Source organism: Thermogemmatispora sp. (genome assembly GCF_019683635.1).
In the GTDB taxonomy this organism is placed as follows: Bacteria; Chloroflexota; Ktedonobacteria; order Ktedonobacterales; family Ktedonobacteraceae; genus Thermogemmatispora.
Genome location: NZ_JADGIA010000057.1, coordinates 1 through 26,932, shown reverse-complemented (window position 1 = coordinate 26,932; position 26,932 = coordinate 1). Strand labels below are relative to the sequence as shown.

Here is a 26,932-nt window from a genome sequence, read left to right as displayed (position 1 = left end):
CTCAGGCAGGAGCAGCCGCTCAAGGCGCTCTCGCCAGCCCAGCCCAGCCCAGCTCACCCGGCCAGGGCCTGCCCTCCATCACGCATTGCCAGCAAGGCGAAGTTCAGCGACGTAAACAGATAGATGGACGACTCAACGCTCAAGAAATAGGTAATAGACCAGAACCTGAAGCCCCTTCCGCAGGGCGCCCCCTCCTTCCCTGGCAGCAGCGCCAGACTTGACCCACCTAGAGGCCGCGATGGCGACAGAGCCGCTCGGCCTGTAACAGGTCGTAAGCAGTGGTGATCTTCAGATTACTCTGATCGCTTTCGACAACGGCCACCGGATAGCCAAGGCGCTCCAGAGAGGCCGCCGTGTCAGTCCCCTCAAACTGGTCCTGGCGCGCCCGATCGTAGGCCGCCAGCAACCAGGCAGCGCGGAAAGCCTGGGGCGTCTGGGCCCGCCAGGCCCGCTGACCGGCGAAGCGGCGACAGATAGCCTGCTGCTCGTCAACCTCGACGATCAGCTCCTCCTCCTGCAGCGGCATGGCCAGAATGGCCCCACCACAGGCATGCGCCGTCTCGACAAGCTGCTGGATGCGCTCGGGGAGCACAAAGGGACGGGCTCCATCGTGGATCAGAATCAGGTCGATCTCGCCGCTTTCGATGCGCGGGCGCAGAGCCTCCAGCGCACATTGCTCAGAGGCGTGCCGCGTCGGACCACCCTGGACGATGCGCCTGACTTTCTGACAGTGAGCCGCTTGCGTCAGCTTGGCAAGCTGCTCCTCCTCGCCAGCGGCAGCAACGAGCATGACTTCGTCAATCACTGGACAGCGCTCAAAGGCTTCCAGCGTGTAGATGATGACCGGCTTGCCGTGAATCGGCAGGAAAATCTTGTTGATCGGCAGCCCCATGCGCCTGCCCTGACCTGCCGCCAGGACAACGGCCACAACGTGCCTCGCTGCACTCCGCTGGTCGAACACCGTTTCACCTTTGTGCACATTCGATATTTTGTGCATAGTATACCTTGCCCTCTGGCGAATGTCAAGCGGGCGGCATAGGGAAAACCGCCCAGTCGTTGCCCCGCGAAACACCTCACCCTGGCCACTACTCAGCCCTCCAGCGCGCACAAGCGGCATTTCCTTGCCCGGGAGAGCGACAGTGAACAATTGTCCACCTATGCACAAGGGTTGACAACGGTCGTCACCATCAGGTACCATAGAAACAACCGGAATGGAGCAGTTTATAGTAGGGGCGCAACTTTACAGATCGATCGATGGACTATTTTATTAACAACAGATGCGCCCCCTGAAAGGAGGGGAGAAAAAGAGAAGAGGAGTAGCTGGCCCCTTGCGATTTCGCGGGGCAAGGCCAGACGAGGCATCAGCCTTCTCGCCTGATCCATTCAAGGCAGAGTCGTCGCCCTCTCGCTTTTCCTACGTGGTAGTAGGCAAGCAAGCCAGGGGGCACTACACAGAGCTGTGACCAGTTGCCAGGAGGTTTTTCCGCCCATGTCCGATCTACGCATCCTCGTCAGTTGCGGTACCGGGATCGCCACCTCGACCCTGGCCGCCGATAAACTCAAGCGCCTGCTCAAGAGCCGCGGCCTCAGTGTTACGACCACCTCGTGTAAAGCCGCCGAAGTCGCCGGCAAAGTCTCCACCTTCCGACCACACGCTATCGTCTCGACAACCCAGGTCGCCGTTAAGGTGCCCATCAAGGTCTTTAATGGCCTGCCACTCATCAGCGGCGTGGGCGCCGAGCAGCTCGCCGACGAGATTGCCGCCTATCTCAAGACCCTCAGCGCCAGCTGAGCTAAGATGCTCCAACAAGGAAGGCCCCTGGCAAGTGCGTAGAGGATAGGCAGGCAAAACGGCAGCTACAGCCGGCGATCAACGCAAAGTAAGCGAACAGGCGTACATCGCGAGCGCGAGGACAGATGTACGCAGAGGTCGGTTTTTGATCCTCACACGGGTAGGAGGAACCAGCCATGTCCGCTGTTATGACCGTTATCAACTATATCTTGAATCTCGGCCCCAGCGTTATGATGCCCATCATCATCTTCATTCTGTGCATGATCTTTCGCATGCCGCTTGGGCGCTCGCTGCGGGCCGCTATTACTATCGGCGTTGGCTTCATCGCCATCAACCTCGTCATCGGCCTGCTCGTCAACACCCTGGGGCCGGCGGCGCAGGCGATGGTCAACAATCTCGGCATTCATCTCGACGTGATCGACGTTGGCTGGCCGGTGGCCGCCGCTATCTCCTTTGGCACCGTCTCCGTCGTTCCCTGGGTTTTCATTCTGGGCATCCTGCTCAACCTCCTGTTGATCGTCGTGCGCTTCGTCAAGACGCTCGACATCGACATGTGGAACTACTGGCACTTCATCTTTACCGCCGCCTTCGTCTACGTTATCACCGGGAATTTCTTCATCGCTCTGGCGCTGGCTCTGCTCACCGAGCTATTCATCCTCAAGCTGGCCGATCTCTCAGCGCCCATCGTTCAGGACTACTACGGCCTGCCCGGTATCTCGTTGCCGCACAGCAGTACCGTCGACTGGTCCCCGGTCGGCTGGGTTCTCAACAAGCTGCTGGACCGCATTCCCGGTCTCAATAAGCTGCACGCCGATACGGGCACCATTCAGGAGCGCTTCGGCATCATCGGCGAGCCGATGATCATCGGCCTGGTCCTGGGCCTGCTCATCGGTCTCCTGGCCTATTTCCCGGGCCTGGGCAGCGACTTCGGCGGCTCCTTCGCCAAGATCCTGACGACCGGTATTACGCTGGGCGCCGTGATGCTGGTCCTGCCGCGCATGGTGGCTATCCTGATGGAGGGCCTGGTTCCCCTCTCAGAGGGCGCGCAGACGTTTATCAGCCAGCGCTTCCCGGGTCGGGAACTCTACATCGGCCTGGACGCCGCTATTGTGATCGGCTTTGCTAACAATATGACGGTCGCGCTGCTGATGGTGCCCATTACGCTCATCCTGGCGATCGTCCTCAGCTTCCTTGGCCTGAATCATGTGCTGCCCTTCACCGATCTGGCGGTGCTGCCCTTCCTGGTCATCTGGGCCACGACCTGGTCGCGCGGCAACGTGATCCGTGGGGTGATCATCGCCACGATTTTTATGGCCGGCATTCTGTCGGTGAGCACCTTCCTGGCCCCGATGACGGTGGTGTTGGCCAAAGGCGCTCACTTTGCTATCCCCAAAGGGGCGATCTCGATCTCTAGCCTCGACTCGGGCGCGCATTTGATCTCGTTCGCCCTGGTCTTCTTCTTCGCCCTGAACGAGGTCGGTTCCTACGGGCCGGTCTTTCTGGCCTGGTCGGCGCTGTGGGTGGCCTTTACGGTAGCCTGCTATATCGCCTACTTTCTCTATTGCCGCTCGCATGTGCCGGGCATCGATGATAAGGCGCTTTATGTGCGCGAGGAGGCCGCTGCGGAGACAATGGAGGGCGAGGCCGAGGGCGCTGGCGGCCAGGCGATCGCTGGCCAGGGCTAGGCACAGCGCCAGGCTGTCGGGACAGCAAGGGTAAATCAATGGCCAGCGGGCGGCCCGCTCCGGTTCATCAGGGTTCGAGCCTAGCCTGGGCGCTTCGCCCGCCTGGCCTTGTGCTGAGCCTGGCTGCGCCACCAGCGCGGCAAAGGATGGAGAGTAAGCAGAAGAAAGGGAGCCAACGATGATCGGCGTGCTGGTCGACTATTTGATGGGACCTCTGGGGCGCGCTCTGGAAAGCGCCTATTTGACGCATTCTTTGCCGATCGGCCTGCTCTTACTGGTCTGGATGGGCGTGGTCTGCTGGGGCCTGCGGGGAGTGATCCGCCTGCGCCAGCAGCTGCGGCGGTGGGTGCAGGAGCTGCTACCGGCCTACGATCCCGCTCAGCCGGAGACGCCTCAGCAACTCCTGCAGGCTTTAGAGCCGCGCTGGCAGGAGGCGGCGGCGCGCGTGCGCTTTATGCCAACGCACCACGGCCTCTGGATACGGCGAGCCACTCCCGAGGCCCTGCGCGCTGAAGTGGGCTTTACTACAGAGGGCCTGGCCCGTTTGCTGGCTCGCCTGGCGCCTCGGTCGGCAGCGCCGCGTCAGCCACACCCGCCAGTGCGACGCCTCCGACCCGCCAGCGCCACCAATCGCGCGCGGCGTTGAGAGCCTGGTCAGTGGGCCAAGCCGCCCGGCTAACCAGGTGATAGACAGGAGAAGAAAGGAAGCGATCGACTACGCGAGGAGAGAGTATTGCTCAGGCAATGGAACCGATCGAGCTAGAGCTGACGCTCAACGGGGTCACGATGCCAGTGCTGGTCTTGTGGGGCCTGACGGTCAGGAGCAAGGAGGAGCTGTTTGCCCGTGTGCATGAGGAGCTGCTGCGACGCGGCCAGGTGCGCCCGAGCTATCTGCAGGGCGTCCAGGAGCGCGAGCGGCAGTATCCAACAGGACTGGACTTCGGCGATTTCGCCGTGGCCCTGCCCCACGTCGACTTCGAGCACGTCTTGCGTCCAGCGCTGGTCGTGGCTCTGCTCAGCGAGGCCCTGCCTTTTCAGGCAATGGATGACCCCACACGGCAGCATCTCTGCCAGCTGGCTATTTTCCCTGTGCTGACTTCGGGCGATACACAGCTGGCTTTCCTCCAGGCCGTGACCTGCGCTCTGCAGCAACCTGGTTTCTACGCACGCCTTATCTCCCTGCAGACGCCCCAGGAGATCAGTGCCTGCCTGCAAAGCATGCTGCAGATCGCCGTGAACGAGGGGTAGCAAGAGACCGGTCCTGCTGGCGACAGGCCAGCACTCCTCTCCCAGCAGGACCCCGGTCTCCCGGCAATGCCGCCTTTCACTCAGCGCTTCCTTAGCAGAGAAAATAGCCTCATAGTGAAAGCTCTCCCAGAGCATCTTGGTCATGCTCTCTCTATAAAAACTCGGTTTGGAGAGAAGCACGCGGCCTCCTGCCCCGCCTATTGACAGGCTCTCCCTCTCATGGTACATTGAATATGTGTGCATCTTTGAATATTTGTGCAACACAGCAGGAGACGCCAGCTATGTCTGAAGCGGTTCCCGCCCTCTCCCCCGAGCAGATGCGCAGCCTGCTGCAGACCATGTACCGCATTCGCGCCTTCGAAGAGAAGGTGGACGAACTCTTCATGCGCGGCGAGGTCCACGGCACGACCCATCTTTCCATCGGAGAAGAGGCCACCGCCGCCGGGGCTTTACAGGCCCTGCGGCCCGATGACTATATCACCAGCACCCACCGCGGTCACGGCCATTGCATCAGCAAAGGGGCAGACCTCAAGCTGATGATGGCCGAGCTGCTTGGCAAGGAGACCGGTTACTGCCGCGGGCGCGGCGGTTCGATGCACATCGCCGACGTGGCCTCCGGTAACCTTGGAGCCAACGGCGTGGTCGGTGGCGGCATTCCCATTGCGACCGGCGTCGGCCTCAGCATCAAGATGCAGGGTCTTGACCGCGTCTGTCTCTGCTTCTTTGGCGATGGCGCTGCCAACGAAGGCACCTTTCACGAGTCGATCAACCTGGCCGCTATCTGGGACCTGCCCGTGATCTTCCTCTGCGAGAATAACCAGTACGGCATGTCGATGTCCGTGCGGAAGGCCATGCGCTGCGAGACCATTGCTCAGCGCGCTGTGGCCTACGGCATCCCCGGCGAGCGCGTCGATGGCAACGATGTCTTCGCCGTCTACGAAGCCGTCGCGCGCGCCGCTGCCCGTGCCCGCGCCGGCCAGGGTCCGACCCTGATCGAGGCCGTCACCTACCGTTACAAAGGCCACTCCAAGAGCGATCAGAACCGCTACCGCACGCGCGATGAGATCCGCGCCTGGCAGGAGCGTGATCCCATCAAGCGGCTGACTGCCTATCTGCGCGAGCACAGCCTGATGACTCAAGAAGAGATCGAGCGCGAGGAAGCCGCGGCCTACCAGGCTATCGAGGAAGCCTATCAGTTCGCCCTGGCCAGCCCCGAACCCGATCCCGACTCTCTCCTGGAAGGAGTGTACGCATGAGCGGTCCTTCTTCTCTCCCGACAACCGTCGCCACCGGCGCGCCCCAGCAAGCAGAAGCGGCCCAGAGCCAGGTCCAGGAGATGACCTATGCTGAGGCGATCCGTGAGGCCCTGCGCGAGGAGATGCGCCGCGATCCGCGCGTCTTCCTCATGGGCGAGGATATCGGTATCTACGGCGGGGCCTTCGGCGTGACCTACGGCCTCATTGATGAGTTTGGTGAGGAGCGCGTGCGCGACACGCCGATCTCGGAGGCGGCTCTGGCCGGCTGTGCCATCGGGGCCGCCCTCACTGGCATGCGCCCGGTAGCCGAATTCCAGTTCAGCGATTTCATGGCCATCGGCATGGACCAGATCGTCAACCAGGGTGCCAAATTGCGCTTTATGTTCGGCGGCAAGGCACAGGTGCCGGTGGTCTTCCGCGCCCCGCTCGGCTCGGGCACCGGCGCGGCAGCTCAGCACTCGCAGAGCCTGGAAGCCTGGTTTGCCCATGTGCCCGGCCTCAAGGTGGTGCTGCCTTCGACGCCCGCCGACGTCAAGGGGCTGCTGCTCTCGGCCATCCGCGACCCCAATCCGGTGATCTTCCTCGAACACAAGCTGCTCTATCGCTATAAAGGGCCCGTGCCTCGTGGCGAATGGACAGTCCCCATCGGGCAAGCCGAGGTGAAACGCCCCGGCAAGGATTTGACGATCATCGCCCTCTCGATTATGGTGCCGCGCGCTCTGGCCGTGGCCGAGCGCCTGGCCGAGGAGGGCATCGAGGCCGAGGTGGTCGATCCGCGCACGCTGCGCCCGCTGGACGAGGAGACCCTGATCGCGTCGGCGCGCAAGACCGGGCGCGTTCTGATCGTCCATGAGGCCGTGCTGACCGGCGGTTTCGGCGGCGAGATCGCGGCCCGCATCGCCGCGAGTGAGGCCTTCTATTATCTCGATGCTCCCATTCTGCGCCTGGGCGGGGCCGAGACGCCGATTCCTTATAACCGTACGCTGGAGCGGCGCGCCACTCCCCAGGAAGAGGATATCTATCAGGCCGCCAGGCGCCTGCTGCAGCGGAGGCCGCTGTGAGCTGGTCCAGCCCAGCCGCCAGGCGATCCCAGGTAATCAGACAAGGCAGAGGTGACGGCGCGATGCAGACGCAGCACGAGCAACGTACGCTGACAATGCCCAAGCTGGGCATGACGATGACCGAAGGCACGGTAGTGCGCTGGCTTCTCAGCGAGGGTGCGCGCTTCGAGAAAGGGGAGCCGTTGGTCGAGGTAATGACCGATAAGGTCAATCTGGAGGTCGAAGCTCCCTGCACGGGCCAGCTTCTGCAAATTCTGGCCGGCGAAGGGGAAACCCTGGAGGTAGGCGCCCCCCTGGCCCTCTTGCTGGCCGAGGGCCGCGATCCGGCTGCCGCTGCTGCCGCTGCCACCTCGGCTGCTGCTTCGGCCCTGGCCGCCGCCCAGCGCGAGAGCTCTCCTTCTTCCTCTTCCACCCCTACAACTGTCGCAGTTCCACCTCCCACGGCTGCCTCTACCCCATCCAGCGGACAAGAGGCCGCTTCGGAGGACGCCCGCATTGCGAGTACGCCGGCGGCCAAACGCGAGGCGGCCTTGCACGCCATTGATTTGCGTGCCGTGGTAGCGGCTGGTTTTGAGCCTCCACTGACGCGTGACGATGTCCTGGCCTTCATGGCGAGTCAGTCGGCGCCTGCGACTGCAGAGCGCCCAGACGTGCGGGCCACCCCTCTGGCGCGCAAGATGGCTCGCGACCATCAGCTGGATCTGGCCGCCCTGGCCGTGCAGAAGAGGGGCGAGAAGGTGACGCGCGCCGACGTCGAGACAGCTCTGGCGCTCCGCCAGCAGCAGGAGGCGGTCCAGAGTACCCTGGTCGATGGGGCCACGGCCAGCGTGGCTGCAACGTCAACCCGGCCACAGGCTTCTGCAGCGCCCACGCCTGTGGTCACTTCGGCAGAGAGCGAGGAGGCCGAGGTCATTCCTCTCTCGCCGGCGCGGCGCCTCATCGGGCAGCGCATGCTGGCCAGCGTCACTACCATGCCCCATATCTATCTCGACCTGGAGATCGATATGAGCGAGGCCGAGCGCTGTCGCCAGCACCTGGCCGCCAGCCTCTCGGCCCAGGGCGACGAGGTCCCTTCGCTAACAGCCATCATCATCCGCGCCGTGGCTGCCGCCCTGCGCGCCTCTCCCGAGGTCAATGCCACGCTCGACGATAGTCTCGGCCCAGGCAAGGAGGTTATTCGCCGCTGGCGCGCGGTTCACATTGGCGTGGCCGTCGATACCGGCCAGTCACTGCTGACGCCCGTTATCCGTCACGCCGACCGCCAGAGCCTGCCAGAACTGGCCCGCAATCTGCGCCGTCTTGTTGAGGGAGCGCGCGCCGGCAAGCTCTCGCCCGACGACCTTAGCGGAGCCACCTTCACCATCTCTAACCTGGGCATGTACGGCATTGATACCTTCCACGCCATCATTCCCCCGGGCCAGAGCGCTATCCTCGCCGTCGGCAAGGTGACGCGGCGCGGCGTGGTCGTCGAAGAGCGCAAGGACGGCCCAGCCGAGCCAACGGCCCATCTGGAGATCCGTCCCGTGATGAAGGTCTCGCTCTCCGCCGACCACCGCGTCCTCGATGGGGCCACGGGTAGCCGCTTCCTGCAGCGCTGCAAGCAGCTGCTTGAAAATCCCTATCTACTGCTCTAAGCGCAGCTGCGGTCTGGCTGGTCCAGGAGTCTTTGTCGAAGGCGCGGCGGCGCTCTTGGCGAGCGGACGGAACAGAGGTACCAGCTGGTCACTCCCCCCGTTCAGCAACAGGAGTGGGCACCGGTACCGGGCCTTCATCCGCCAGCAGGCGGGGTGAACGGCCCTCATCGGTGCCCACGGCATGGGCCGCTCGCTGGTTGCTCCGGCGCTGGCCCCAGCGAGGCGACAGAGAGCGGCGGAGATGGTACACTGTCCTCTGGAGCAGAGTGCTCTACCATCGACTGAAGGAGAGAGGTGCATGCAGCAAGCAAAAACCATTGTGCGCAATGAGGTTGGCCTGCACGCCCGCCCTGCAGCGCAATTCGTCAGGCTGGCCAATCAGTTCAAGAGCAAGATCACCATCAGCAGCAAAGGCAAGAGCGTCAACGCCAAGAGCCTGGTCTTGATTCTGACGCTGGCCGTGGGGAAGAACACCGAGGTGGAGATCACCGCCGAAGGCGAAGACGAGCAACAGGCCGTCGCGGCCCTGGTCGACCTGATCGAGCGCGACTTTGCCGAGGAAGCTCTGCCCCCCTCTTCATAGGAGGAGACAGAGCGGTACTCTGAACGGAGGAGGGGACGGACGACAGGCTGATCGAGTACGGTGCGGGTCTGGCACCCACCCGCCGCGCTCGACGGCGTGGCCCCGTCCCCTGGTTTTTCTCCGCAGTCCGGCACCTGGCTTAGCCGGGGAGCTGAGCCAGCTCCTGGCTAGAGGCAAGTTGCAGCAGGGCCCGCGCCCCCGGTTCATCAGTGATCAGCACTTTGACCACGCCGGTCCGCAAGGCTCCAAACATGGCCTCTTTCTTGGCTGCGCCCGCCGCTACGGCGATGACCAGCGGGACCTTGCGCAATGTCTCAAACGAGACCGTTACTGTACGACAAAGCAGCTCCTGGGCGCAGAGGCGGCCCTCAATATCAAAGTAGCAGCCGCAGATATCGCCGACGGCTCCCTGACTGCGAATCACCTGCAGCTCTTCCTCATCCAGGTAGCCAGCGCGGAAGAGACCAGAGGCCTCCGGGCGTGCGCCACCGATGCCCACCAGCGCCATGTCCATCTGCTCCATCATCTGGAACGAGCGGCGCAGACTGCGCTCCTTGAGCAGACCCTCGCGCACCGTGGCATCGGCCACCAGCAGGGGCGCATGCAGATAGTAACAGCGCCCACCGTAGGCATCCGCCAGGCGACGGGCGATCTCCGGTCCATCGATGTCGGGCCGGGCGGAGGTGTCGACGCTGCCCATGAGCTGGATGACATTGAGCGGCAGGCGCCGCCGGGGACGCAATGCTTTGAGCATCTCCAGCATTGAGGTTCCCCATGAAATGCCGACCGTGCGAATGGGCCGCTTCCCCTCTGCGTGCGATTCCTGGATGCGCCGGTCAACGTAGCGCGCCGCCAGCGCCCCAACGCGGTCCAGCGCCACCCCTTCCGCTTCCGCTGCCTCCAGCACCTGCGCATCCTGCAGACCAAAGCGCGCCATCAGCTCCTCTTGCAGGGCGGCGGAGGTGCGCAGCACCTGATGGACATGAATGTCAACCAGACCCAGCTCCCGTGAGCGGCTCAGCAAGCGGGAAACGCCGGAGCGCGAGATGCCGATCATTTTGGCTATCTGCTCCTGCGTGTAGTTCTCTTCATAGTAGAGGCTGGCCACCTCGGTCAGGAGATAAATGTCATCGCTTTCCTGAGTCATACCGTTGTGCCCTTTCCCTGAGCAACAGAGATCGTTCGCACGCCCGTTTCGGCACAAACGCCGATCTTTGCACCAACGTGCAACCTTGAAAAGTATTGTAAAAGGCAGGCACTCCCCTTGTCAACAGCGTCAGCCTCTGCCGCTGAGGCCGGGCAGCGCGGAGAAGGCTCGCGCCTGACAGCCATGCCGCAGGTGCCTCAAGCCTTTGCCGTAGCCCCTGACGTCGTCACAGCAGCGCTCTGCGCTTCTGTCTTGTCCTGGCCGCGCACGACCACGAGCAGGCCGCCCGCACAGTCCTCACACCAGTAGCGTCCCCCCTGCCCTCCCCAGCGCTCCAGGCAGCGCTTCCCCAGCGCCTCCAGGGTGGCTGGCGAGAAGACCCGCAGATGCCCGTAGACGGTCTCAGGTCGCTCTTCGTAGGGGACGGCGATCACCAGGAGACGCCTGGTGGCCGCCAGCAGGTTGTTCAGGACCTGCTCACCTTCCTCGGGACTGAAGTGCTCCAGAACGTGCAGGGCCACAACCGTGTCGAACCTCCCAAGAGGGGCCAGCTCGCCGGCGACCCGCAGGTCGGCCTGCACAAAGCGCACCTGCGACCAACCGCGCTCAGCAGCTAGCTGACGGGCGACGAGAAAGGCGTCGGGACGCAGATCGAGACCGACGATCTCCCTCAACTCGGGACAGACCTCGGCGAGCAGCAAAGGCAGAAAACCAAAGGAGCAGCCAGCATCGAGCAGGGTGCCAGCGGCAGTGGCAGGCTCTCGCCTGACGAGGGCAGCGACACGACGATAGAGGCTGGAGAAGACGGCCACAGGTGAGGCTGGTTGAGGCAGCGCCTGCGGCTGAGCGCTCTGCAGGAGAAGACGGTAGCGCTGGAGGGTATTTTCGCCGTAGCGTCGCCAGGCCAGAGCCGGATCACGCGGGGAACAGGAACCAATGACTCCAGCAAAGAGCTGAGCCAGGTCAGCAGGAGTCGTCAGCCAGCCAGCAGGGCGCAGCTCTTCGAGAAAGTAGGTCCCAAGATCGGCATCCAGCTCCTGAAGTGAGAAAAAGTGCACTAACAGGCGCCGCGGCTCCTCGGTGCGCTCCGCCATGAGAAAGTGGGGCGTGTGCTGCAGCCGATAGCCACCCGCCTGCAAGCGCTCGGCCAGCACGCGACGCTGCGTTCGATGACCGTCGATGACGATCAGGTCTTCGACGCGCAAGGCCCGCTCACGAACGGGCACCAGGACGCGACGCCGCTTCTCGCCGCTCTCTGCTGCTTCGCTCACGTCCGGTGCCTCCTTTCTTCACCTATCACACGGGAGAAGTCCTTTGCTATTATAGCACCGCCGCCATCACCTGGGGCGCCCTTCTTACTCGTTCTCTTGCTCAAGTCTTACTAAGACAAGCATACCTTTTGCTCTGTTTTATCCGTCCTGCTTATGTCGCTCCCTTGCACTACAGCGTTACCGATGCTATGCTGATACTGTACGTCTATGACGCACCAGGTATTAGCAGAATGTCCAGGATAGTTGCAGGCAGTGAAAAGGAGAAAAGAGACTTTCACCCCTGCCGCAAGAAGAAGCTCAAGCCCTGCCTGTGCAGCGCTGTCGCTCTCCAAGAGCGAAGCCGCGTACTGCCGCCTCTTCCAACATGCTCACCAGGAAGGAGCAACGATCTCATGAGCGAGCACGAAGCCCAGAGGCAGTCTCTGGTCAACAGAGCAGCGAGCAGCCAGCCACAGTCAGCCCCCGAGCGGGAGCCAGTTCCCGGCGCCACTTACCCATTCAATGCCGAGGATGATGCCGAGCTGAACCGTCTGGCTCATCAGGATCAACTGATTACCGCCGGCATGGGGGGCCTCCTGCCAGAAGAAGGGCAAACCCTACCGGCTGGCGGGCGCGTGCTTGATCTGGCCTGTGGCCCCGGCGGCTGGGCCATTGGGGTCGCCGCCGCCTTTCCCGCCGTTGAGGTGGTAGGCATCGATCTCAGCGCGCGGGCCGTCGAGCGAGCCACCGCCCGCGCCAGGGAGCGCGGCCTGAGCAACGTGCGCTTTCAGAGCATGAACATCATGGAGGCGCTGGCCTTCCCCAACGCCAGCTTCGATCTCATTAATGGGCGCTTCATGGCCAGCTTCATGCTGCCGGCATCCTGGCCGCGCCTGCTGGCTGAGTGCCGACGTCTACTCAAGCCCGGTGGCACCATTCGCCTGACCGAGACCGAGGGACCGCTCACCAATAGCCTGGCCTTCGAGCAGCTCATGGCCCTGGCCACAGCGGGTCTCAAACAGGCCGGCCAGAGCTTCTCAGCCGATGGCCGACACGGCGGCATGACCCCCATGCTGGCACCTCTTCTGCGCCGGGCCGGCTTCCAGGACGTGCGATTGCGAGCCAGCGCCATCGACTGGTCCTATGGTACTCCGGCCCATGAGAGCGTCTTCCAGGATGCCATCATGACCCTGGAGCTGGGTCGCTCCTTCTACCTCAAGCTAGGGTTGGCCAGCGAGGCCGAGCTAAGCCGTCTCTACCAGCAGGCCATCGCTGACATGCAGCAAGAAGATTTCTGCGGCCTCTGGACCGTGCTAACGGCCTGGGGCCGGCAGCCGGAAACGGGCTCTGCCCCGTCAGCTCCTTCCTGACGAAGCCCCGCCTCGGGCCCGGCCTGCCCGGCTGAGCCAGACAGCCGGCGAGCCAGCCTCAGACCTGCCCGCTGCTTGGGAACCTTACTGTTCTCCTTCCTGCACATAGCGCGCCCGCAGCTCTGCCTTGAGTACCTTGCCCATCGCATTGCGCGGCAGGGCCTCGGCAAAGATGATCTGCTTGGGAATCTTGTAGCGGGCCAGGCGCTCACCACAGAAGGCCAGCAGCTCTTCAGGACGCAGGACGCCGGGCGCGCGCGGCACCACAATCGCCAGGCCCACCTCGCCCCAGCGCAGGTCGGGTCTGCCGATCACTGCCGCCTCAGCCACGCCCGGATGGGAGAGCAGCACGGCCTCCACCTCAGCAGGATAGACATTCTCTCCGCCCGAAATGAAGAGGTCCTTCTTGCGCCCTACAATGTAGTAGTAGCCCTCTTCATCGCAGCGCGCCAGATCGCCGGTATGCCACCAGCCACCGCGCGCCGCCTCCGCCGTCTCCGCCGGGCGCCGCCAGTAGCCTGAGCAGACATGTGGCCCCGCCAGCACCAGCTCCCCCACCTCGCCGGGCGCCACATCCTGATCGCGCTCGTCGACAATACGCGCCCGCGAATGGAAGACCGGGCGCCCCACCGAGCCGGCCTTGCGCAGGGCATCCTCGGGCGCCAGACTGAAACAGTTGACGCCAACTTCGGTCAGACCATAGCCCTGGCGCAGCAGGACACCGCGCTCCCCATAGCCCCGAATCACCGGCAGCGGACACGAAGAGCCGCCCGTCACACAGAAGCGTAGCGATGACAGGTCCGTGGTAGCAAAAGCCGGGTGCTCTAGCATCGATTGAAAGACGGTCGGCACAGCAAAGACCACCGTGCAGCGCTCGGCCTCGATCGTGCGCAAGATCAAAGCTGGATCAGAGGAGCGCAGCAGAACCACCGTGCCGCCGCAGTGATAGAGCGGCGTCGTCAACACATTCAGGCCGCCAGCATGAAAGAAGGGGGCAAAGGTCGGCGTGATATCGTCATCGCGCAGTCCCCAGCTGATTTGCGTATTGATGGCATTCCAGGTAATCATGCGATGCGAGAGCATCGCCCCCTTGGGCACGCCCGTGGTGCCAGAGGTATAGAGAATGAGCACCGGCTCCTCACCGTCGGCACTCGCGAAAGGACGCGCTCGCGCCGCCAGGCGCTGATCCTCCCCTGGAAAGGCCGCCCAGGAGAGTAAGCGTGGCGCCGGGCCCGCAGATCCAGCGGTAGAGGTCAGCGCCGTCACCAGCTCGCTGGCCCGCCGACTGTGCTCCTCATCGTGCAGGAGCAGGCGCGGCTCGCAATCGCGCATAATCGTCAGCAGCTCATGAATCGTCAGGCGCCAGTTGAGGGGCACGAGAATAGCCCCGAGCAGAGCCACAGCGAAGAGGGCATCCAGATACTCGGGCGCATTGTAGGCCAGCACCGCCACGCGCTCGCCCGGGCCGACGCCGTAGTCCTCGCTGAGCAGCACCGCCAGCGCTCGCGCCCGCTCGTTCAAGGCGCGATAGCTCAGCCGGACCCCGCTCTCAACATCGACCAGGCCAATCTTCTCAGGCGTCAGCTGGGCACGGCGCTCCAGCCATTCGCCCAGACCAAGAAAGGTTTTCTCCATCCAGGACCTCCTCACAGAGGGAACTCTCGCGGCTCGCACCAGCGCCAGCCGCGACTCGGCTACCCAGGTTCTTGGCCGATATGCTAAAATATGATACGTGAATCATATATCATGTAGCTAACTGTACCCGAGGCCGGGCCGAAAATCAAGCTCAGAGGGTGCCAGCAGGCTCCCGATCCCCGGAGACATCCCACCGCCAGCCCAGCGCTGCCATTTCCGCACCAGAGCAAGGAAGCGACAGAGCGACGGCCAGGGGCGATAACAGGGACTGGACACGAAGCGCCCGGTATGTGACCATAGAGAAAGGAGGCCATGTGAGGCCCGTTAGAAGAATGGCTAGGAGGAAGAGTCAACAGCACATGATGGACGAAACAGCTCAAGTTCAGCCCAGTGCCCCAGAGAATGAGCGCGTCACCCCGGCCAGAGAGAAAGAGAGCCTGAGCACCCCAGCTCTCTCGCGAGGTGAGATCACGCGTCAACGCATTCTGGAGGCTGCCGAAGCCGTCTTTGGCGAGCTGGGGTACTATGAGGCCAGCATCTCAGAAATCACGCGGCGCGCCGGCGTTGCCCAGGGCACGTTTTACATCTATTTTCGTACTAAGCGCGATATTTTTGTCGAGCTGGTCAGGGACCTGGGTCGGCGCCTGCGCGAAGCCTCGGCGGCGGCCACCGCCGGTCTTACCGACCGTCTAGAGATCGAGCGGCAGGGCTTTATCGCCTTCTTCCGCTTTGCCGCCGCCCATTGCAGTATCTATCGCATCGTCGAAGAGGCTGAGCGCGTCGCCCCTGAAGCCGCACAGGAGTACTACCAGAGCATCAGTCGGGGCTATGCCCGCGGCCTGCGCGCCGCAATGGAGGCCGGCCAGGTCCGCCCGATGGACGCGGAAACGCTAGCCTACGCCCTCATGGGCATCGGCCACTTCCTTGCCTTGCGCTGGATCGTCTGGCCCCAGTTATCAGCCACCGCCGGGCCTGCAGTCGAGGCAAGCGCAGCGGCCCGCCAGAGCGATCAGAGCGCCGAGCAGGTGCTTCCTCCCCAGGTCTTCGAGACCCTCATGGAATTCATCACCCACGGTCTGGCTCCCACCTCGCCCAGCCCCTCGCCCAGCACCCGCGATCGGGCAGGCTCGTCTCCAGCAGAGCGGGGGCAGGAGGCCAATCCGCCAGAGCCACAGCCCTGATCGACTGTGGCCTGGCGCATACGTACGGCCCCTGTCTCGCTTCGGCCCGACTACTGCGCCGTCCAGCCGCAGTCGATCACCTGAGCGCTCCCCGTGATGCCCGCCGCTGCCTCGCTACAGAGATAGCTCACCAACTGAGCCACTTCCTCCGGCTCCAGCAGGCGGCGAATCGCGCTGCGCGCCGTCATCACCTCCGCCACTACGCGCTCTTCGGGAATACCATGCTGGCGCGCCAGGGCCGGAATCTGGCCCTCGACCAGCGGCGTGCGCACATAGGACGGGCAGACGGCGTTACAGGTGACGCCGTGGGGCGCCCCCTCCAGGGCCGTCACGCGCGTCAGCCCCAGCAGACCATGTTTGGCGCTGACATAGGCTGCCTTGAGAGCCGAGGCTCGCAGGGCATGCACCGAAGCGACATTGACAATCCGTCCCCAGCCACGTTCGTACATGCCGGGCAGCACGGCCCGTGTCAGCAGAAAGGGAGCTGTCAGCATCAGATCGATCATCTGGCGCCACTTCTCGACCGGAAACTGCTCCAGCGGCGCCACATGCTGGAAGCCAGCATTATTGACCAGAATATCGATGCGCCCCTCAGCGGCCAGCGTCTCTGCTACGAGGCGTTCAATGTCGGCCTCGCGCGTCAGGTCCGCCGCCACAAAACGCGCCTGTGGTAGCGTTGTCGCCACCTTCTCCCCCTGGGCGGCGTTGACATCGCACAGCGTCACACGCACGCCATGTCCGGCCAGATCACGCGCAATGGCCAGTCCAATACCCGAGGCGGCGCCTGTGACCAGCGCTACCTTGCCTGTCAAACCTTCCATTGGTTGCTCACTCCTCTCCTGTTGCTTCGTTGTTCAGGCCCCCGCGCACCAGGGAGAGCGCATCAAGGCTTTCCTCGCCCGGCGCCTCGGCCTTTGCCTCGCCGCCCAGATAGAGATGCTGTATAGCCGGGTTGGCTGCCAGTTCATCTGGCCGGCCCTGCAGAACAATACTGCCGCTCTGCAGCACATAGGCCAGGTCGGCCACCCTGAGCGCCTTGCGCGCATTCTGCTCGACCAGCAGGATGGTCAGCCCCTCGTCGCGGTTGAGGCGCACCAGCACAGCGAGCACGCTTTCGACAATGGCCGGCGCCAGGCCCTGAGACAGCTCGTCGATGAGGAGCAGACGAGGCCGGCTCATCAAGGCTCGTCCGATGGCCAGCATCTGGCTTTCGCCGCCGCTCAGGCTGGCCGCTGGCAAAGCCAGCCGCTCTTTGAGGCGCGGAAAGTAGGTCAGGACGCGCTCGATATCGGCCTCAATGGCCGCGCGCCCGCGGCGCGTGAAGGCCCCCATGAGAAGATTCTCGCGCACACTCAAGGATGGGAACAACTCGCGCCCCTCGGGCACCAGCCCCAGCCCAAGGCGCACCCGCCGCTCAACGCTGGTGCGCTGCACCTCCTGGCTGGTGAACAGGATGCGCCCACCTCGCGCCGGCAGCAGGCCCAGTAGTGTGCGCATCAGGGTCGTCTTCCCCGCGCCGTTGGCCCCGAGCAGCGTCACCAGGCTCCCCGCGGGGACCTCCAGCGAGACCCCGTGAAGGATTTCCAACGGTCCATAGCCGGCGTGCAGGCCCTCAACCTGCAGCATGGTCGCTCACCTCCCCTTCCTCGCGGGCGTCGATCTCCTCCTCGCGCCCGAGGTAGGCTTCCAAGACGGCAGGCTCGCGCAGCACCGTCGCCGGCTCACCTTCGGCCAGCTTGCGCCCGTAGTTGAGCACGCAAATGCGCTGCGCCACCGCCTGCACTACCTCCATGTTGTGCTCAATCAGCAGCAGGGTGAGACCCAGCTCCGCGTTCCAGCGCCGCAGCTGGTCGGCCAGGGCCGCTACTTCACGCAGAGGCACGCCCGCCGCTGGCTCATCCAGCAAGAGCAGGCGCGGCTCCCCGGCCAAGGCCCGCGCCACGCCAACCAGCTTCTGCAGGCCCGCCGGCAGCGTGGCCACCAGGCGATCGGCGTAGCTTTCCAACCCGAGCCAGGCCAGGACCTCCCTTGCCCGCTGACGCGCGGCTGCCTCTTCGCGCCTGGCTGGCCCAATGGGAAGCAGGCTCTGAAAGAGACCAGCACGTAGCCGGCTATGGCGCCCCACCAGTAGATTTTCCAGGACTGTCATGCTACTGAAAAGCTGCCCATTTTGAAAGGTCCGTCCAATCCCGAGGGCCGCCCGGCGCTCTGTGCCCAGGGCGAGCAGATCCTGCCCGGCCAGGCGAATGCTGCCGCTGCTCGGCCTGACGAAGCCACTGATGCAATTGAGGACTGTCGTCTTGCCAGCCCCATTCGGGCCAACCAGCGCGAAGATTTCGCCCTCCTCAACCCGCAGATCAAGATCGGCCACCGCTACCAGACCGCCAAAGCGCACGGTCAGCCCCTGCACCTCCAGCAAGGTCCTGGGCTGGTGCGCCTCCGCCTCCTGCGGGGCCGTCTGCCACTCATCGCTCATGGCTTCCCTCCTTCTCCCTGAGCCAGGCGCCCGCCTCGGCTAAAGATTGCGCTCAGGCCGCCGGGGAAGAAAATCAAGGCGAGCAGCAGCAGCACGCCGTAGATGCCCGTGGTCAGCGTGGCGATTGGGAGCTGCAGCGGCCCCAGCGTCAGCGGATCAGGCAGCTCGCCCAAGAGCAGCGGCACAAGGCCGACGAAGAGCGCTCCCAGCAGCGAGCCGGACAGGGAGCCGGCCCCGCCGACGACGATCATCGTCAGAAAGGCGATGGTCTGGTCAACGCTGGACATGCTCGCCGTGGCCGTCGTGCCCCAGGTCGCATAGAGGACGCCCGCCAGCCCGGTCAGGACGGCGCTCACCACAAAGGCCAGCAGCTTGTAGCGCGTCAGGGCCACTCCGCAGGCTGCCGCCGCTACCTCGCTGTCGCGCAGAGCGATCCAGGCCCGCCCTATGCGCGAGCGCAGCAGCTGGAAGGCACCAAAGAAGACAAGCGCTGTCAGGGTCAGCACCAGATAATAGAGGACGCGATCGTCGCCCAGGGCCTCGGGCAGGGCCGTCAGCTCGTAGCTCTGGCGCCCCGCACTGGTATCCCACAGCGTGAGCAGGGAACCGGTTAAGACAACCAGGCCCAGGGTGGCGATAGCCAGATGGGCCCCCGAGACGCTGAGCGCCGGGCCGCCGACGATCAGACCGAGGAGGGCACAGGCCAGCAGCGCGATCAACACCGCCAGCCAGTAAGGCTGCTGCAGGTCGCTATTCAGCCAGGCCAGCAGATAGGCGCTGACGCCAAAGAAGGCGGCGTTGCCCAGCGAGGGCTGGGCAGCATAGCCGGTGAGCAGGTTCTGGGCCAGGGCAGCAATCGCCAGAATCAGGATCAGCGTGACGCGGTGCAGCTGGAAATCGGCGCTGTCCCCGAAGAGCAGGTCGAAGAGCGACGGCAGCAGGACCAGAGCTATGAGCACCAGGAGCGACGCCGTCGCCCGCTGCCAGGCGTGACGCACGCCTCCCGACGTTCTCTCTGGTCGTCCGCTGGCAGTCAGGGGCGTCGCCTCTATGGGGGCATTCTGCGAGTCCCGGCTCCTCTTAAGCGGCAAGACAAGGCGTTTCATGGCCACTCATCTTCCTCCGCACTAGACGCGCCGCAGAGCGGCCCCGCCAAAGAGGCCGCGCGGACGCAGCAGCAGTAAGAGCACAAAGCCAGCGAAGATCAGGGCCTCGCGGATGCCTGGATTCCCCAGGTCCAGGGGGCCCAGGCTGTGGCCGGCCAGCAGCAGAGCCAGCACATTCTCCGCCAGGCCCACGAGCAGCCCTCCGAGCACCGCGCCCTCCAGGCGGTCGAGGCCGCCCAGTACGGCCCCGATAAAGGCCAGTAAGAGCACCGGGTCCATGAACTGGACGTCGATCACCGTCTGCCGAGCGGCAATCAAGATGCCGGCGATGGCCGCCAGGAGACTGGCCAGCATCCAGACCAGCAGGAAGATCAGCCCGACCGGTATGCCCATCAGGCGCGCGGCCTCAAGGCCGTCGGCTGTCGCCCGCATGGCGATGCCCAGGCGCGTGCGCAGCAGAAAGAGCTGCAATACGATGAGGAGCAGGGCCGTTATCAGGAGCACCAGGCCATCGGTCAGTGAGAGATAGAAGCCGCCGAGGCGCAGCGCATGGCCCTCGAAGGGGGTGGGAAAATGCACCGGCGTTGTCAGTTGCGGCCAGAGCGCCTGGATGACCGTTTGGAGCACCAGAGCCAGGGCCAGGGTGGCGATGGCCTTGGTGAGAATGGGGGCCGCCAGCAGCGGACGCGCAAAGGCGCGTTCGACAACAGCGCCGAGCAGGAGGGCAAAGAGCAGGCTGAGCAGGACAGCCAGCCAGAAGGGAAGCCGCGGCCCCGTGAGCAGGATATACAGGAAGCAGGTCGAGGCGGCAGCCAGCGCTCCGTAGGCGAAGTTGAGCACGCCCGTCGTGCGATAGATCAGGACAATGCCCAGCGCCAGCAAGCCGTAGAGGCTGCCGGTGATCAGCCCCGATAGCAGGACCTGGAGCAGTGCAAGCACAAGGTGCCTCCTCTCTTCGTCAGCCAGGATGAGCCAGCCAGTAAACAAGCAGAACGACAGCCAGAGCCTTGAGACCGCCGGCGCCCCTATTATTTATAAGGAAGGCCACAGCAGCGGCGCTGGCTGTCGAGTTGCAGGCGGCAGGCGAGCGCCGTCGTTCACCTCACGCCTATCGAGAGAGCAGGCTCTAGGGCCAGACGGCGCTGGCTTTGATGAACGAGCTGACAGGCGTGAGCTGCCCTTGCTTGATCTGGAAGAACATGAAGTCGCTCACGCCACCATGACGCTCCGGCGTCCAGGTCAGCGTTGGCCCAAAGCCGGTATCGTAGTTGACGAAATCGTGGTCGAGGGCATCGCGCAGACTGGCGCGTGTGGGATTGCTGCCGGCCTTGCGCAGGGCATCGACCATGATCTTGGCGTTGATGTAGCCGTAGAACTTGTAGGCGCTAAAGACGGGATCGCTGTGGGTGGCCTGCAAATATTGCTGCGCAACGGGTGTATCCATGCTGGTATAGCCGCTGACGTAGATGCCCTCGCCGGCAGCACCCAGAACCTTGGCCCAGGAGTTGTCAGCCATCGGATAGTTGGCCAGGTAGCCCAGCCGCGGACGATAGCCCTGGGCGGCTGCGGTGGCGACAAAGCGCGCTGTAGGACTGGGCAGACCGTTGAGGACGATCAGGTCGGGCGCAGCGGCCTTGAGGGTCTGGAGAGCCGCCGAAAAATCGGTCTGGGTGGCGTTGTAGCCAACGGAGGCCACGAGCTTGCTGCCGTACTTTTGCAGGGCCTCGGCCAGGGTGGTCTTCTGCTGCAGGCCCAAGACGTCGTCCTCATAGAGCAGGCCGACGCTGTGGGCTTTGAGGGTGGTGGCGGCGTAATAGCCGATGACGTGCCCTTCGTCCCCGTAGTTGGGCTGGGTCATCCAGACCCAGGGCAGGGCCTTGCCGTTCTGGTCGGTATATTTGGAGCCGCCCCCAATGGGATCAATAAAAGGAATGCCACGCGGGACGGTGTAGCTCTCGGCGACGTTGGCATTGCCGGAGCCGCAGACCTGGAAGATGGCGAAGACGTGGTCTTGCTCGACGAGCTGACGCACGGCATCGCGCGTGCGCGTGGAGTCGCCGTTGTCGCTGACCTGGATGAATTTGATCTTGCGCCCATTGATGCCACCGGCAGCGTTCACCTGGCTAAAATAGAGCTGATCCCCCTGCAAGATAGGGGCACAGATGACTTGGATGGGGCCGGTGGTGTCAAGCACTCCTCCAATGGTGATGGTGTCAGCACTGACTCCAGGTGCGCTGGAGCTGCTTCCCCCGCCTCCGCCACTGCTGGTGCTCCCGCAGGCGCTCAGGAGAAGCAGGAACAGGAGTACGCCGGGGAAAAGCAGGCTCAGACCGGGACCGCCGCGTCTGCGCTGCTCCACTGGAGCTGGTGGTCGCTGAAGCCTCATGGTCTCGCTTTCCTCCTTCCGCTGGTGACAGCCTCGTTGCTTAGCAGCCACACCGATCGCTGTGCTGGGCTATGCGTGGGCTATCGCCGTGATCAGCCGAGTGAATCATGAGTCACTCATCATATGACACATGATTCATGTATCATGATAGTCGGAAAACCGCCATTGTCAAGGGGGAATTCTCCACCGTCTACCCTTGACAGGATCAGACGAAATATGATACATGAATCATGTGTCATGTTCGCTCCTCCGGTCAGCCGAGGCAGGCCCGACCCGTCGCGGAGCCGCCAGACTCGTGGTCGAGCTGGGGTGCTCACGAAACGAACGGCTCGGGGCTGGCCGGAGGCGGCGAACGCAGGATGGCGACAGCGTTGCGCCGTTCTGTCCAGACAACCTGTTGAGGTCTGCCAGCAGACAGACCGAGGCCTCGCGATGCCACGAAGGCATCCTTGAGCAAGCAAGGGAGATTGCCGTATGCCGAACCCGATGTCCCCTGGTCGTCTTCCTCGCACCTCCTGGCTGCTCGTCAGCGTGCTCACTCTTTCGCTGATGAGCCTGCTTATCTTGCCGCAGCCGGTGGCCCATGCCAGCGGCGGCACCTTTGTCCAGTACATCTACAGCGGACCAGCGGGGAGCCGTCCCTACTATGTCTACACGCCCGCCGGCTACCATGTCGGCACCGCCGTGCCTTTGATCGTGATGCTTCATGGCTGCACGCAAACACCCGCCGACTTCGCCGCTGGTACGCAGATGAACGCTCTGGCTGATCAGCAGCAGTTTATCGTGGTCTATCCCCAGCAAACGACGCTCTACAACATCTCCGCCTGCTGGAACTGGTTCCTGCCGGGCAACCAGGTGCGCGGCTATGGCGAGCCAGCCATCATCGCCGGCATTGTCCAGACGGTCGAGCAGAACACTTCCCAATGGACGATCGATCGCAAGCGTGTCTACGTGGCCGGTCTTTCAGCCGGAGCGGCGATGAGCGTGATCCTGGGTGCCACCTATCCTGATCTGTTCGCAGCGATCGGTGTGGCTTCGGGCCTGGAATATCAGGCAGCCACTTCGGCCTACACCGCGCCGCTGGCCCAGCTCTATGGCGGTCCTGATCCCCAGCAGCAGGGACAGCTTGCCTATCAGGCAATGGGGAGCCGGGCGCGGGTCGTGCCGACCATTGTCTTCCACGGCCAGAGCGATTACGTGGTCTACCCGATCAATGGCGACCAGGTGGTGCAGCAGTGGATGACGACCGACCGCCTGGCCTCGGGCGGCAGTTACAATGCCAGCTTTGGCAGCCCATCGAGCAGCAGTAACGGTCAGGTCCCTGGGGGACATGCCTACACAGTCCAGACCTGGACCGATAGCAGCGGGAGAGAGATCCAGGAATACTGGAAGGTCTACGGCATGGGCCATGCCTGGTCGGGCGGCAGCAGCAGCGGCAGCTATACCGATCCCGCCGGACCGAGTGCGACCAACGCCATGTACACCTTTTTTATGAATCACCCCATGTCCTGATTATTCCTCACCTTGTGGCTTCCTGCCCTGGCAGCCGCCGGCCAGCAGCCCGGCTGTTGAGTCGACACGGGACCGGTCCGGGTGACGACGACGTGCAAGGGCGTCGCGCCGCCCGGACCGGTGGCAGGATCAGAAGAGAAGACGGGGGAGAGCGGTCGGTCGCACCCGACTCGCTCTCCCCAACCTGAGCGGGCCAGAGGGTTAAGAGAGCAAACGAACACTCGAAGAGCGGATCGGAAAGGGTTCTGCTTGCAAGTCAGACGCTGCCGCTGGTTGGCCTGGCGTTGGCGGGCGCGTCGGTCAGGTCCTGGTCGAGGCGATAGCGGTGCAGGCGGCGCCGGATGCGGGCCGGCAGAAATTCGCGCTCAGCGCGCTCGAAGCGCGGCGTGAGAACCATCACGGCGACCGGGTCGTCGCCCAGGGAGCCATAGGGACGGCAGGCGCGTCCCGAGGCCACCAGCCGACGGCGATAATCTTTCTCTTTGCGGCGGGCGATCGCCTTATAGACGGCCATCGTGGTGGGCTGGCTCTCTGCTGCGCCCTCCTGAACAGTGATCATTGCATCGAACCTCCTCCAGGCATTCCTTAATATTTAGAGAGCCACCACGGCCTGACGGACGTAGCCGCGACAGCAGGCCTGGCGACGGAAGGCGCGACGCTCAGCCAAACTGCCGTAGAGGCGGGTGCGAATGGCAGCCCATTCCCAGCGCAGGGCCTCGTAGGCGGTGAACGTCTGCGGATGGCGGGCGAAATAGTCGGCCAGCTCGCGGGCCTGAGCCGGGTAGCCGTTCAAGATCAGGGCCTCCAGCGACTTCACCACAAAGCCCCCGCGCGCCCAGTGCCAGGTACCGTCGTTGAGCATCAGCTCGGGGCGCCACCAGACGTCGAGGGTAAGGCGGGCCAGCTCAGTGGCGGCCCGCGGGGTCGTCAGGAGGGCAAGCTGCAGACGGAGCTGGGCCAGGTCGCCATCGTGCAGGAGCGTGCCGCGGAGCTTGCGCGTCAGGCTGTGGGCGGTCTCCAGCATGGGGGCGTCATGATGCTGGCGGGCATATTCGCCACAGAGGACCGCCAGGTAGGCGACGGGGATCTCAGCATAGCGGGTCGTGCCGCGCCGGGCCAGTTCATAGGCGCTCTGCGTCAGGCGCAGGGCCTCGACAAGCCTGCCGCTGCGCTCGGCCAGGGTCGCCGCTCGCATCAGCAGGCGCGCCTGACACTCATCCTTATCCAGCGCCAGGACCACGGTCGGATCGTCACAGGCGTCGGCGTCTTGCACAGTAGTTCCGGTCCCGGTCAGAGCCAGGGCCAGCGTGGGTGAGCCGAGCAAGAGGGTGCGTCGTAACATCAGGCCACTCTCCACTTCTTCAGCAAAGTAACAGAGCCAACTCCACGGAATAGCAAGCCATCGCATCAGGCAAGGCGAGGCAAGCCAAGGCAGGCCGCCATCACCACCTCACAAGGTACTATCGAAGTGCGACAACGGTTCCCACCTCTCTTTCTCCAGAGCGAGCCTGGTCAGGGGATGGCCCTCTAGCGCGTGCTGGCGCTGGCGCTGCCAGTCCTGCTCTTTGGTGACCAGGAAACAGAGACCATTGGCATGGGCGCAGAGCAGGTGATAGCTACCCGGCGGCTCGCGCTGTTCTTGAATGCGCAGGACCGTGACCCGCGCTTCTCGATCGTTGCGAATACGCTCGGCCAGCGCTTCGGCCTCCTGACGCGTCATCTTCACGCTCCTTTCTTGCGATAGACATCTTTGGGGCCTTCGGCAGTAGTACCAGATCAAGTATATCATATCAGAGCACTCTTATCAAGGCCATTTTATAAGAGCGCTCTAAAGGTTGTGGACCCTAATGAAGTGCACTACTTTGGACACCCTCTATCAGAGTGCTCTGATGAGAGGAGTTCTATCACTAGTAAGTGATCTGTATACTCAGAACAAGAAAGCCAGGGAGAATCTGAGTGCTATTCCTATGCTACGTTTGCGTGTCAGAGAAATCCTGCGAGAGAGAGGGATCAGCCAAGGTCGCCTTTCTCGCGAAGCCAACGTCCCCATCAACCTCGTTCGGCGTCTGGTGAACGACAAGCACTACATGCCGAGTTCGCTGACGTTGTGGAAAGTAGCGCGTTATCTCAAGGTGCCGATGGAGGAGCTGCTCGAAGAGGTCGAGGGGCCGGACGAGGAGACGGCGAACGGGCACCAGGACGAGGCAGAGTGAGCTTTCCTCTGCTCACGGCCTGCTGCGCTCAAGCAGCGCGGTGGTTGGATTGATCCGCGCCTGCTGATTCGTTGATTCCCCATCAATCGCCGTCTCCAGCGTCGCAGCCTCCCGGATTGTCTATTTGATTGTCGATCATCAATGCAGACCAGGTCGGGCGGTGTCAGCCTGGCCGTGGTCAGACCCCATCTTACCAGCAGATCTCTGCCCGAAGAGAGGGCAGGGGCAAGCTCCATTTCCCCGTTTTCCCTGCCCACATTTCTCCTGTTCCGCGCAGGTGTCATCGCGCGCTGGCCTGCACCAGGCCGGGTCAGGGTGCTAGAGTGTGCTCTGCGGCTGGTGCGAGGTGGTCTATTAAATATCGCCTGCTTGTTTATAAATGATCACTTCTATATCAGACGACCTTTCGACCAAATACTATTGATCTATGTTTTCAAATCTGTTATACTTGCCTCAGCTTAGCGAAGGAGGTTCGGCACCTCGTTCTATGACCTCGTCCTGGGATTTGAGCATGAAGCGGCTCTTCGCCCTGGCCGCGCAGGACCTGATCACCTTTGTCTTGCCGGGCGCCTGTCATGTTCAGCAGGCTTCTGGCGAATTTGTTCTGGCCATCGAGCCGCCGCTCACTGAGCTAGGAGCCTTGTATGCCGATGCCCTGAGCACTTGCACGCTGGCCGGCAAACCTCTACTCATTCACCTGGAGTTTCAGAGCCGGGCCGACGCCAGCATGCCCCAGCGCCTGCTGATGTATAATATCCTTGCAGACCGGCGCTTCGGGTACCCGGTGCTTTCTTGCGTCATCTACCTGCGTCGCTGCGGTGTCCCTGTGACACCTTACCAGCGTTTTTTACCTGATGACTCGCCTGTGCACGAGTTCTACTTTCGCATCGTCAAGCTTTGGGAATTTCCGGCACAGGAGTTGCTGGCGCGGCAGCTTCCGGGATTGTTGCCGCTGCTGCCGCTCTCGCGCGACGGGCGCAGCCGCCAGGTCATCCGCACCATGATCGAGCGGCTCCAGCAGACGCGCCAGTACGAGTTACTCGAAGTTGGCTTGTTGTTAGCCTCGCTGGCCTGGGCCGACGCTCCCGCCAGCGAGCGCCTGTGGCTTCAGGAGCAGTTCACAATGCTGACAGAGTTTCTTCAAGAATTGAAACAGACCGACGCCGCCCGCGCTCTCATCGAAGAAGGTCTCAAGCAAGGTCTCCAGCAGGGCCGTCAAGAGGGCATCCAGCAAGGCCTCCAGCAGGGCCGTCAGGAGGGCATCCAGCAGGGCCGTCAGGAGGGCATCCAGCAAGGCATCCAGCAGGGCCGTCAGGAGAGCCTTGACAAGACTCGCCAGCGCATCTTAACTCTCGTCAAAGCCCGTTTCCCTCAGCTCTATCAGCTGGCAGATCAGG

At 63.4% G+C, this 26,932-nt stretch carries 26 protein-coding genes; 13 read left to right on the top strand and 13 right to left on the bottom strand.

What is annotated here, in order from left to right:
* Positions 1–226: 226 nt before the first annotated feature.
* Positions 227–997 carry a 2-C-methyl-D-erythritol 4-phosphate cytidylyltransferase gene (gene ispD, locus IRZ31_RS08735; protein WP_189362073.1) on the bottom strand — a complete coding sequence of 257 codons (771 nt, stop codon included), beginning with the start codon at positions 995–997 and terminating at the stop codon, positions 227–229.
* A 492-nt stretch (positions 998–1,489) separates the two neighbouring features.
* Between ispD and IRZ31_RS08730 the strand changes: the two genes are divergently transcribed.
* The 8 genes from IRZ31_RS08730 to IRZ31_RS08695 all read left to right on the top strand — a co-directional run bounded on the left by IRZ31_RS08730 (position 1,490) and on the right by IRZ31_RS08695 (position 9,259).
* Complete coding sequence (locus IRZ31_RS08730; protein WP_112432431.1) at positions 1,490–1,792, top strand: PTS sugar transporter subunit IIB; 303 nt, start codon at positions 1,490–1,492, stop codon at positions 1,790–1,792.
* A 176-nt stretch (positions 1,793–1,968) separates the two neighbouring features.
* Positions 1,969–3,477: a PTS transporter subunit IIC gene (locus IRZ31_RS08725; RefSeq protein WP_297152500.1), complete on the top strand. Its 1,509-nt coding sequence runs from the start codon at positions 1,969–1,971 to the stop codon at positions 3,475–3,477.
* A 178-nt stretch (positions 3,478–3,655) separates the two neighbouring features.
* Positions 3,656–4,123 carry a hypothetical protein gene (locus tag IRZ31_RS08720; protein ID WP_112432429.1) on the top strand — a complete coding sequence of 156 codons (468 nt, stop codon included), beginning with the start codon at positions 3,656–3,658 and terminating at the stop codon, positions 4,121–4,123.
* 98 nt (positions 4,124–4,221) lie between these two features.
* A complete protein-coding gene (locus tag IRZ31_RS08715; RefSeq protein ID WP_112432427.1) occupies positions 4,222–4,725 on the top strand; it encodes a PTS sugar transporter subunit IIA in 504 nt (167 codons plus the stop codon).
* A gap of 281 nt (positions 4,726–5,006) precedes the next feature.
* Positions 5,007–5,981 carry a thiamine pyrophosphate-dependent dehydrogenase E1 component subunit alpha gene (locus IRZ31_RS08710; RefSeq protein WP_297152496.1) on the top strand — a complete coding sequence of 325 codons (975 nt, stop codon included), beginning with the start codon at positions 5,007–5,009 and terminating at the stop codon, positions 5,979–5,981.
* An 80-nt stretch (positions 5,982–6,061) separates the two neighbouring features.
* Positions 6,062–7,042, top strand: coding sequence for an alpha-ketoacid dehydrogenase subunit beta (locus tag IRZ31_RS08705; protein ID WP_223258513.1), 981 nt, complete (start codon positions 6,062–6,064; stop codon positions 7,040–7,042).
* Between the two features lie 62 nt (positions 7,043–7,104).
* Positions 7,105–8,676 (top strand): dihydrolipoamide acetyltransferase family protein, encoded by a 1,572-nt coding sequence (locus IRZ31_RS08700; RefSeq protein ID WP_297152492.1) that lies wholly within the window; start codon positions 7,105–7,107, stop codon positions 8,674–8,676.
* Between the two features lie 298 nt (positions 8,677–8,974).
* Positions 8,975–9,259, top strand: a complete 285-nt coding sequence (locus IRZ31_RS08695) for an HPr family phosphocarrier protein (RefSeq protein WP_052890245.1) — start codon at positions 8,975–8,977, stop codon at positions 9,257–9,259.
* A gap of 139 nt (positions 9,260–9,398) precedes the next feature.
* On the opposite strand, the gene IRZ31_RS08690 is transcribed toward IRZ31_RS08695, so the two are convergent.
* Complete coding sequence (locus IRZ31_RS08690; RefSeq protein WP_151728980.1) at positions 9,399–10,406, bottom strand: sugar-binding domain-containing protein; 1,008 nt, start codon at positions 10,404–10,406, stop codon at positions 9,399–9,401.
* Positions 10,407–10,603: 197 nt separating this feature from the next.
* Positions 10,604–11,677 (bottom strand): class I SAM-dependent methyltransferase, encoded by a 1,074-nt coding sequence (locus tag IRZ31_RS08685; protein ID WP_297152487.1) that lies wholly within the window; start codon positions 11,675–11,677, stop codon positions 10,604–10,606.
* 392 nt (positions 11,678–12,069) lie between these two features.
* Between IRZ31_RS08685 and IRZ31_RS08680 the strand changes: the two genes are divergently transcribed.
* Complete coding sequence (locus IRZ31_RS08680; RefSeq protein ID WP_297152485.1) at positions 12,070–13,026, top strand: class I SAM-dependent methyltransferase; 957 nt, start codon at positions 12,070–12,072, stop codon at positions 13,024–13,026.
* A gap of 84 nt (positions 13,027–13,110) precedes the next feature.
* Here IRZ31_RS08680 and IRZ31_RS08675 read toward each other — a convergent pair whose 3' ends face one another.
* Complete coding sequence (locus IRZ31_RS08675; protein WP_297152483.1) at positions 13,111–14,661, bottom strand: long-chain fatty acid--CoA ligase; 1,551 nt, start codon at positions 14,659–14,661, stop codon at positions 13,111–13,113.
* Positions 14,662–15,020: 359 nt separating this feature from the next.
* On the opposite strand from IRZ31_RS08675, the gene IRZ31_RS08670 reads away from it, so the two are divergent.
* Positions 15,021–15,842 (top strand): TetR/AcrR family transcriptional regulator, encoded by an 822-nt coding sequence (locus tag IRZ31_RS08670; protein WP_297152481.1) that lies wholly within the window; start codon positions 15,021–15,023, stop codon positions 15,840–15,842.
* 50 nt (positions 15,843–15,892) lie between these two features.
* On the opposite strand, the gene IRZ31_RS08665 is transcribed toward IRZ31_RS08670, so the two are convergent.
* From IRZ31_RS08665 to IRZ31_RS08640, 6 genes are all read right to left on the bottom strand, one after another.
* Positions 15,893–16,663 carry a 3-hydroxybutyrate dehydrogenase gene (locus IRZ31_RS08665; protein ID WP_297152479.1) on the bottom strand — a complete coding sequence of 257 codons (771 nt, stop codon included), beginning with the start codon at positions 16,661–16,663 and terminating at the stop codon, positions 15,893–15,895.
* A 7-nt stretch (positions 16,664–16,670) separates the two neighbouring features.
* Positions 16,671–17,468: an ABC transporter ATP-binding protein gene (locus IRZ31_RS08660; RefSeq protein WP_297152477.1), complete on the bottom strand. Its 798-nt coding sequence runs from the start codon at positions 17,466–17,468 to the stop codon at positions 16,671–16,673.
* Positions 17,455–18,318, bottom strand: a complete 864-nt coding sequence (locus IRZ31_RS08655; RefSeq protein ID WP_297152475.1) for an ABC transporter ATP-binding protein — start codon at positions 18,316–18,318, stop codon at positions 17,455–17,457. Before IRZ31_RS08655 ends, IRZ31_RS08660 begins: the two co-directional genes overlap by 14 nt.
* A complete protein-coding gene (locus tag IRZ31_RS08650) occupies positions 18,315–19,424 on the bottom strand; it encodes a branched-chain amino acid ABC transporter permease (protein WP_297152473.1) in 1,110 nt (369 codons plus the stop codon). Before IRZ31_RS08650 ends, IRZ31_RS08655 begins: the two co-directional genes overlap by 4 nt.
* 21 nt (positions 19,425–19,445) lie before the next feature.
* Positions 19,446–20,363: a branched-chain amino acid ABC transporter permease gene (locus tag IRZ31_RS08645; RefSeq protein WP_297152471.1), complete on the bottom strand. Its 918-nt coding sequence runs from the start codon at positions 20,361–20,363 to the stop codon at positions 19,446–19,448.
* A 187-nt stretch (positions 20,364–20,550) separates the two neighbouring features.
* On the bottom strand, positions 20,551–21,810 hold the full coding sequence (locus IRZ31_RS08640; RefSeq protein WP_297152469.1) for an ABC transporter substrate-binding protein: 1,260 nt from the start codon (positions 21,808–21,810) through the stop codon (positions 20,551–20,553).
* A gap of 474 nt (positions 21,811–22,284) precedes the next feature.
* Here IRZ31_RS08640 and IRZ31_RS08635 point away from each other — a divergent pair, with 474 nt between their 5' ends.
* The gene (locus tag IRZ31_RS08635; RefSeq protein WP_297152467.1) at positions 22,285–23,322 is read left to right on the top strand and encodes a PHB depolymerase family esterase; all 1,038 of its coding nucleotides are present in this window, start codon (positions 22,285–22,287) and stop codon (positions 23,320–23,322) included.
* 256 nt (positions 23,323–23,578) lie between these two features.
* On the opposite strand, the gene IRZ31_RS08630 is transcribed toward IRZ31_RS08635, so the two are convergent.
* The 3 genes from IRZ31_RS08630 to IRZ31_RS08620 form a co-directional block, all read right to left on the bottom strand.
* The gene (locus IRZ31_RS08630; protein WP_297152465.1) at positions 23,579–23,881 is read right to left on the bottom strand and encodes a hypothetical protein; all 303 of its coding nucleotides are present in this window, start codon (positions 23,879–23,881) and stop codon (positions 23,579–23,581) included.
* A gap of 33 nt (positions 23,882–23,914) precedes the next feature.
* Positions 23,915–24,664 (bottom strand): hypothetical protein, encoded by a 750-nt coding sequence (locus tag IRZ31_RS08625; RefSeq protein WP_297152462.1) that lies wholly within the window; start codon positions 24,662–24,664, stop codon positions 23,915–23,917.
* Between the two features lie 108 nt (positions 24,665–24,772).
* Positions 24,773–25,042, bottom strand: a complete 270-nt coding sequence (locus tag IRZ31_RS08620) for a hypothetical protein (protein ID WP_297152460.1) — start codon at positions 25,040–25,042, stop codon at positions 24,773–24,775.
* 247 nt (positions 25,043–25,289) lie between these two features.
* On the opposite strand from IRZ31_RS08620, the gene IRZ31_RS08615 reads away from it, so the two are divergent.
* Positions 25,290–25,535, top strand: coding sequence for a helix-turn-helix transcriptional regulator (locus IRZ31_RS08615; protein WP_297152457.1), 246 nt, complete (start codon positions 25,290–25,292; stop codon positions 25,533–25,535).
* A gap of 487 nt (positions 25,536–26,022) precedes the next feature.
* Positions 26,023–26,932, top strand: a 910-nt coding sequence (locus IRZ31_RS08610) for a hypothetical protein (RefSeq protein ID WP_297152454.1), incomplete at its 3' end; no start/stop codon positions are given.

Bases quoted from the DNA above. Each gene is read 5' to 3' on its own strand.
- ispD (WP_189362073.1), bottom strand. From the start codon at position 997: ATGCACAAAATATCGAATGTGCACAAAGGTGAAACGGTGTTCGACCAG.
- IRZ31_RS08730 (WP_112432431.1), top strand. From the start codon at position 1,490: ATGTCCGATCTACGCATCCTCGTCAGTTGCGGTACCGGGATCGCCACC.
- IRZ31_RS08725 (WP_297152500.1), top strand. From the start codon at position 1,969: ATGTCCGCTGTTATGACCGTTATCAACTATATCTTGAATCTCGGCCCC.
- IRZ31_RS08720 (WP_112432429.1), top strand. From the start codon at position 3,656: ATGATCGGCGTGCTGGTCGACTATTTGATGGGACCTCTGGGGCGCGCT.
- IRZ31_RS08715 (WP_112432427.1), top strand. From the start codon at position 4,222: ATGGAACCGATCGAGCTAGAGCTGACGCTCAACGGGGTCACGATGCCA.
- IRZ31_RS08710 (WP_297152496.1), top strand. From the start codon at position 5,007: ATGTCTGAAGCGGTTCCCGCCCTCTCCCCCGAGCAGATGCGCAGCCTG.
- IRZ31_RS08705 (WP_223258513.1), top strand. From the start codon at position 6,062: ATGACCTATGCTGAGGCGATCCGTGAGGCCCTGCGCGAGGAGATGCGC.
- IRZ31_RS08700 (WP_297152492.1), top strand. From the start codon at position 7,105: ATGCAGACGCAGCACGAGCAACGTACGCTGACAATGCCCAAGCTGGGC.
- IRZ31_RS08695 (WP_052890245.1), top strand. From the start codon at position 8,975: ATGCAGCAAGCAAAAACCATTGTGCGCAATGAGGTTGGCCTGCACGCC.
- IRZ31_RS08690 (WP_151728980.1), bottom strand. From the start codon at position 10,406: ATGACTCAGGAAAGCGATGACATTTATCTCCTGACCGAGGTGGCCAGC.
- IRZ31_RS08680 (WP_297152485.1), top strand. From the start codon at position 12,070: ATGAGCGAGCACGAAGCCCAGAGGCAGTCTCTGGTCAACAGAGCAGCG.
- IRZ31_RS08675 (WP_297152483.1), bottom strand. From the start codon at position 14,661: ATGGAGAAAACCTTTCTTGGTCTGGGCGAATGGCTGGAGCGCCGTGCC.
- IRZ31_RS08670 (WP_297152481.1), top strand. From the start codon at position 15,021: ATGATGGACGAAACAGCTCAAGTTCAGCCCAGTGCCCCAGAGAATGAG.
- IRZ31_RS08665 (WP_297152479.1), bottom strand. From the start codon at position 16,663: ATGGAAGGTTTGACAGGCAAGGTAGCGCTGGTCACAGGCGCCGCCTCG.
- IRZ31_RS08660 (WP_297152477.1), bottom strand. From the start codon at position 17,468: ATGCTGCAGGTTGAGGGCCTGCACGCCGGCTATGGACCGTTGGAAATC.
- IRZ31_RS08655 (WP_297152475.1), bottom strand. From the start codon at position 18,318: ATGAGCGATGAGTGGCAGACGGCCCCGCAGGAGGCGGAGGCGCACCAG.
- IRZ31_RS08650 (WP_297152473.1), bottom strand. From the start codon at position 19,424: ATGAAACGCCTTGTCTTGCCGCTTAAGAGGAGCCGGGACTCGCAGAAT.
- IRZ31_RS08640 (WP_297152469.1), bottom strand. From the start codon at position 21,810: ATGAGGCTTCAGCGACCACCAGCTCCAGTGGAGCAGCGCAGACGCGGC.
- IRZ31_RS08635 (WP_297152467.1), top strand. From the start codon at position 22,285: ATGCCGAACCCGATGTCCCCTGGTCGTCTTCCTCGCACCTCCTGGCTG.
- IRZ31_RS08630 (WP_297152465.1), bottom strand. From the start codon at position 23,881: ATGATCACTGTTCAGGAGGGCGCAGCAGAGAGCCAGCCCACCACGATG.
- IRZ31_RS08625 (WP_297152462.1), bottom strand. From the start codon at position 24,664: ATGTTACGACGCACCCTCTTGCTCGGCTCACCCACGCTGGCCCTGGCT.
- IRZ31_RS08620 (WP_297152460.1), bottom strand. From the start codon at position 25,042: ATGACGCGTCAGGAGGCCGAAGCGCTGGCCGAGCGTATTCGCAACGAT.
- IRZ31_RS08615 (WP_297152457.1), top strand. From the start codon at position 25,290: ATGCTACGTTTGCGTGTCAGAGAAATCCTGCGAGAGAGAGGGATCAGC.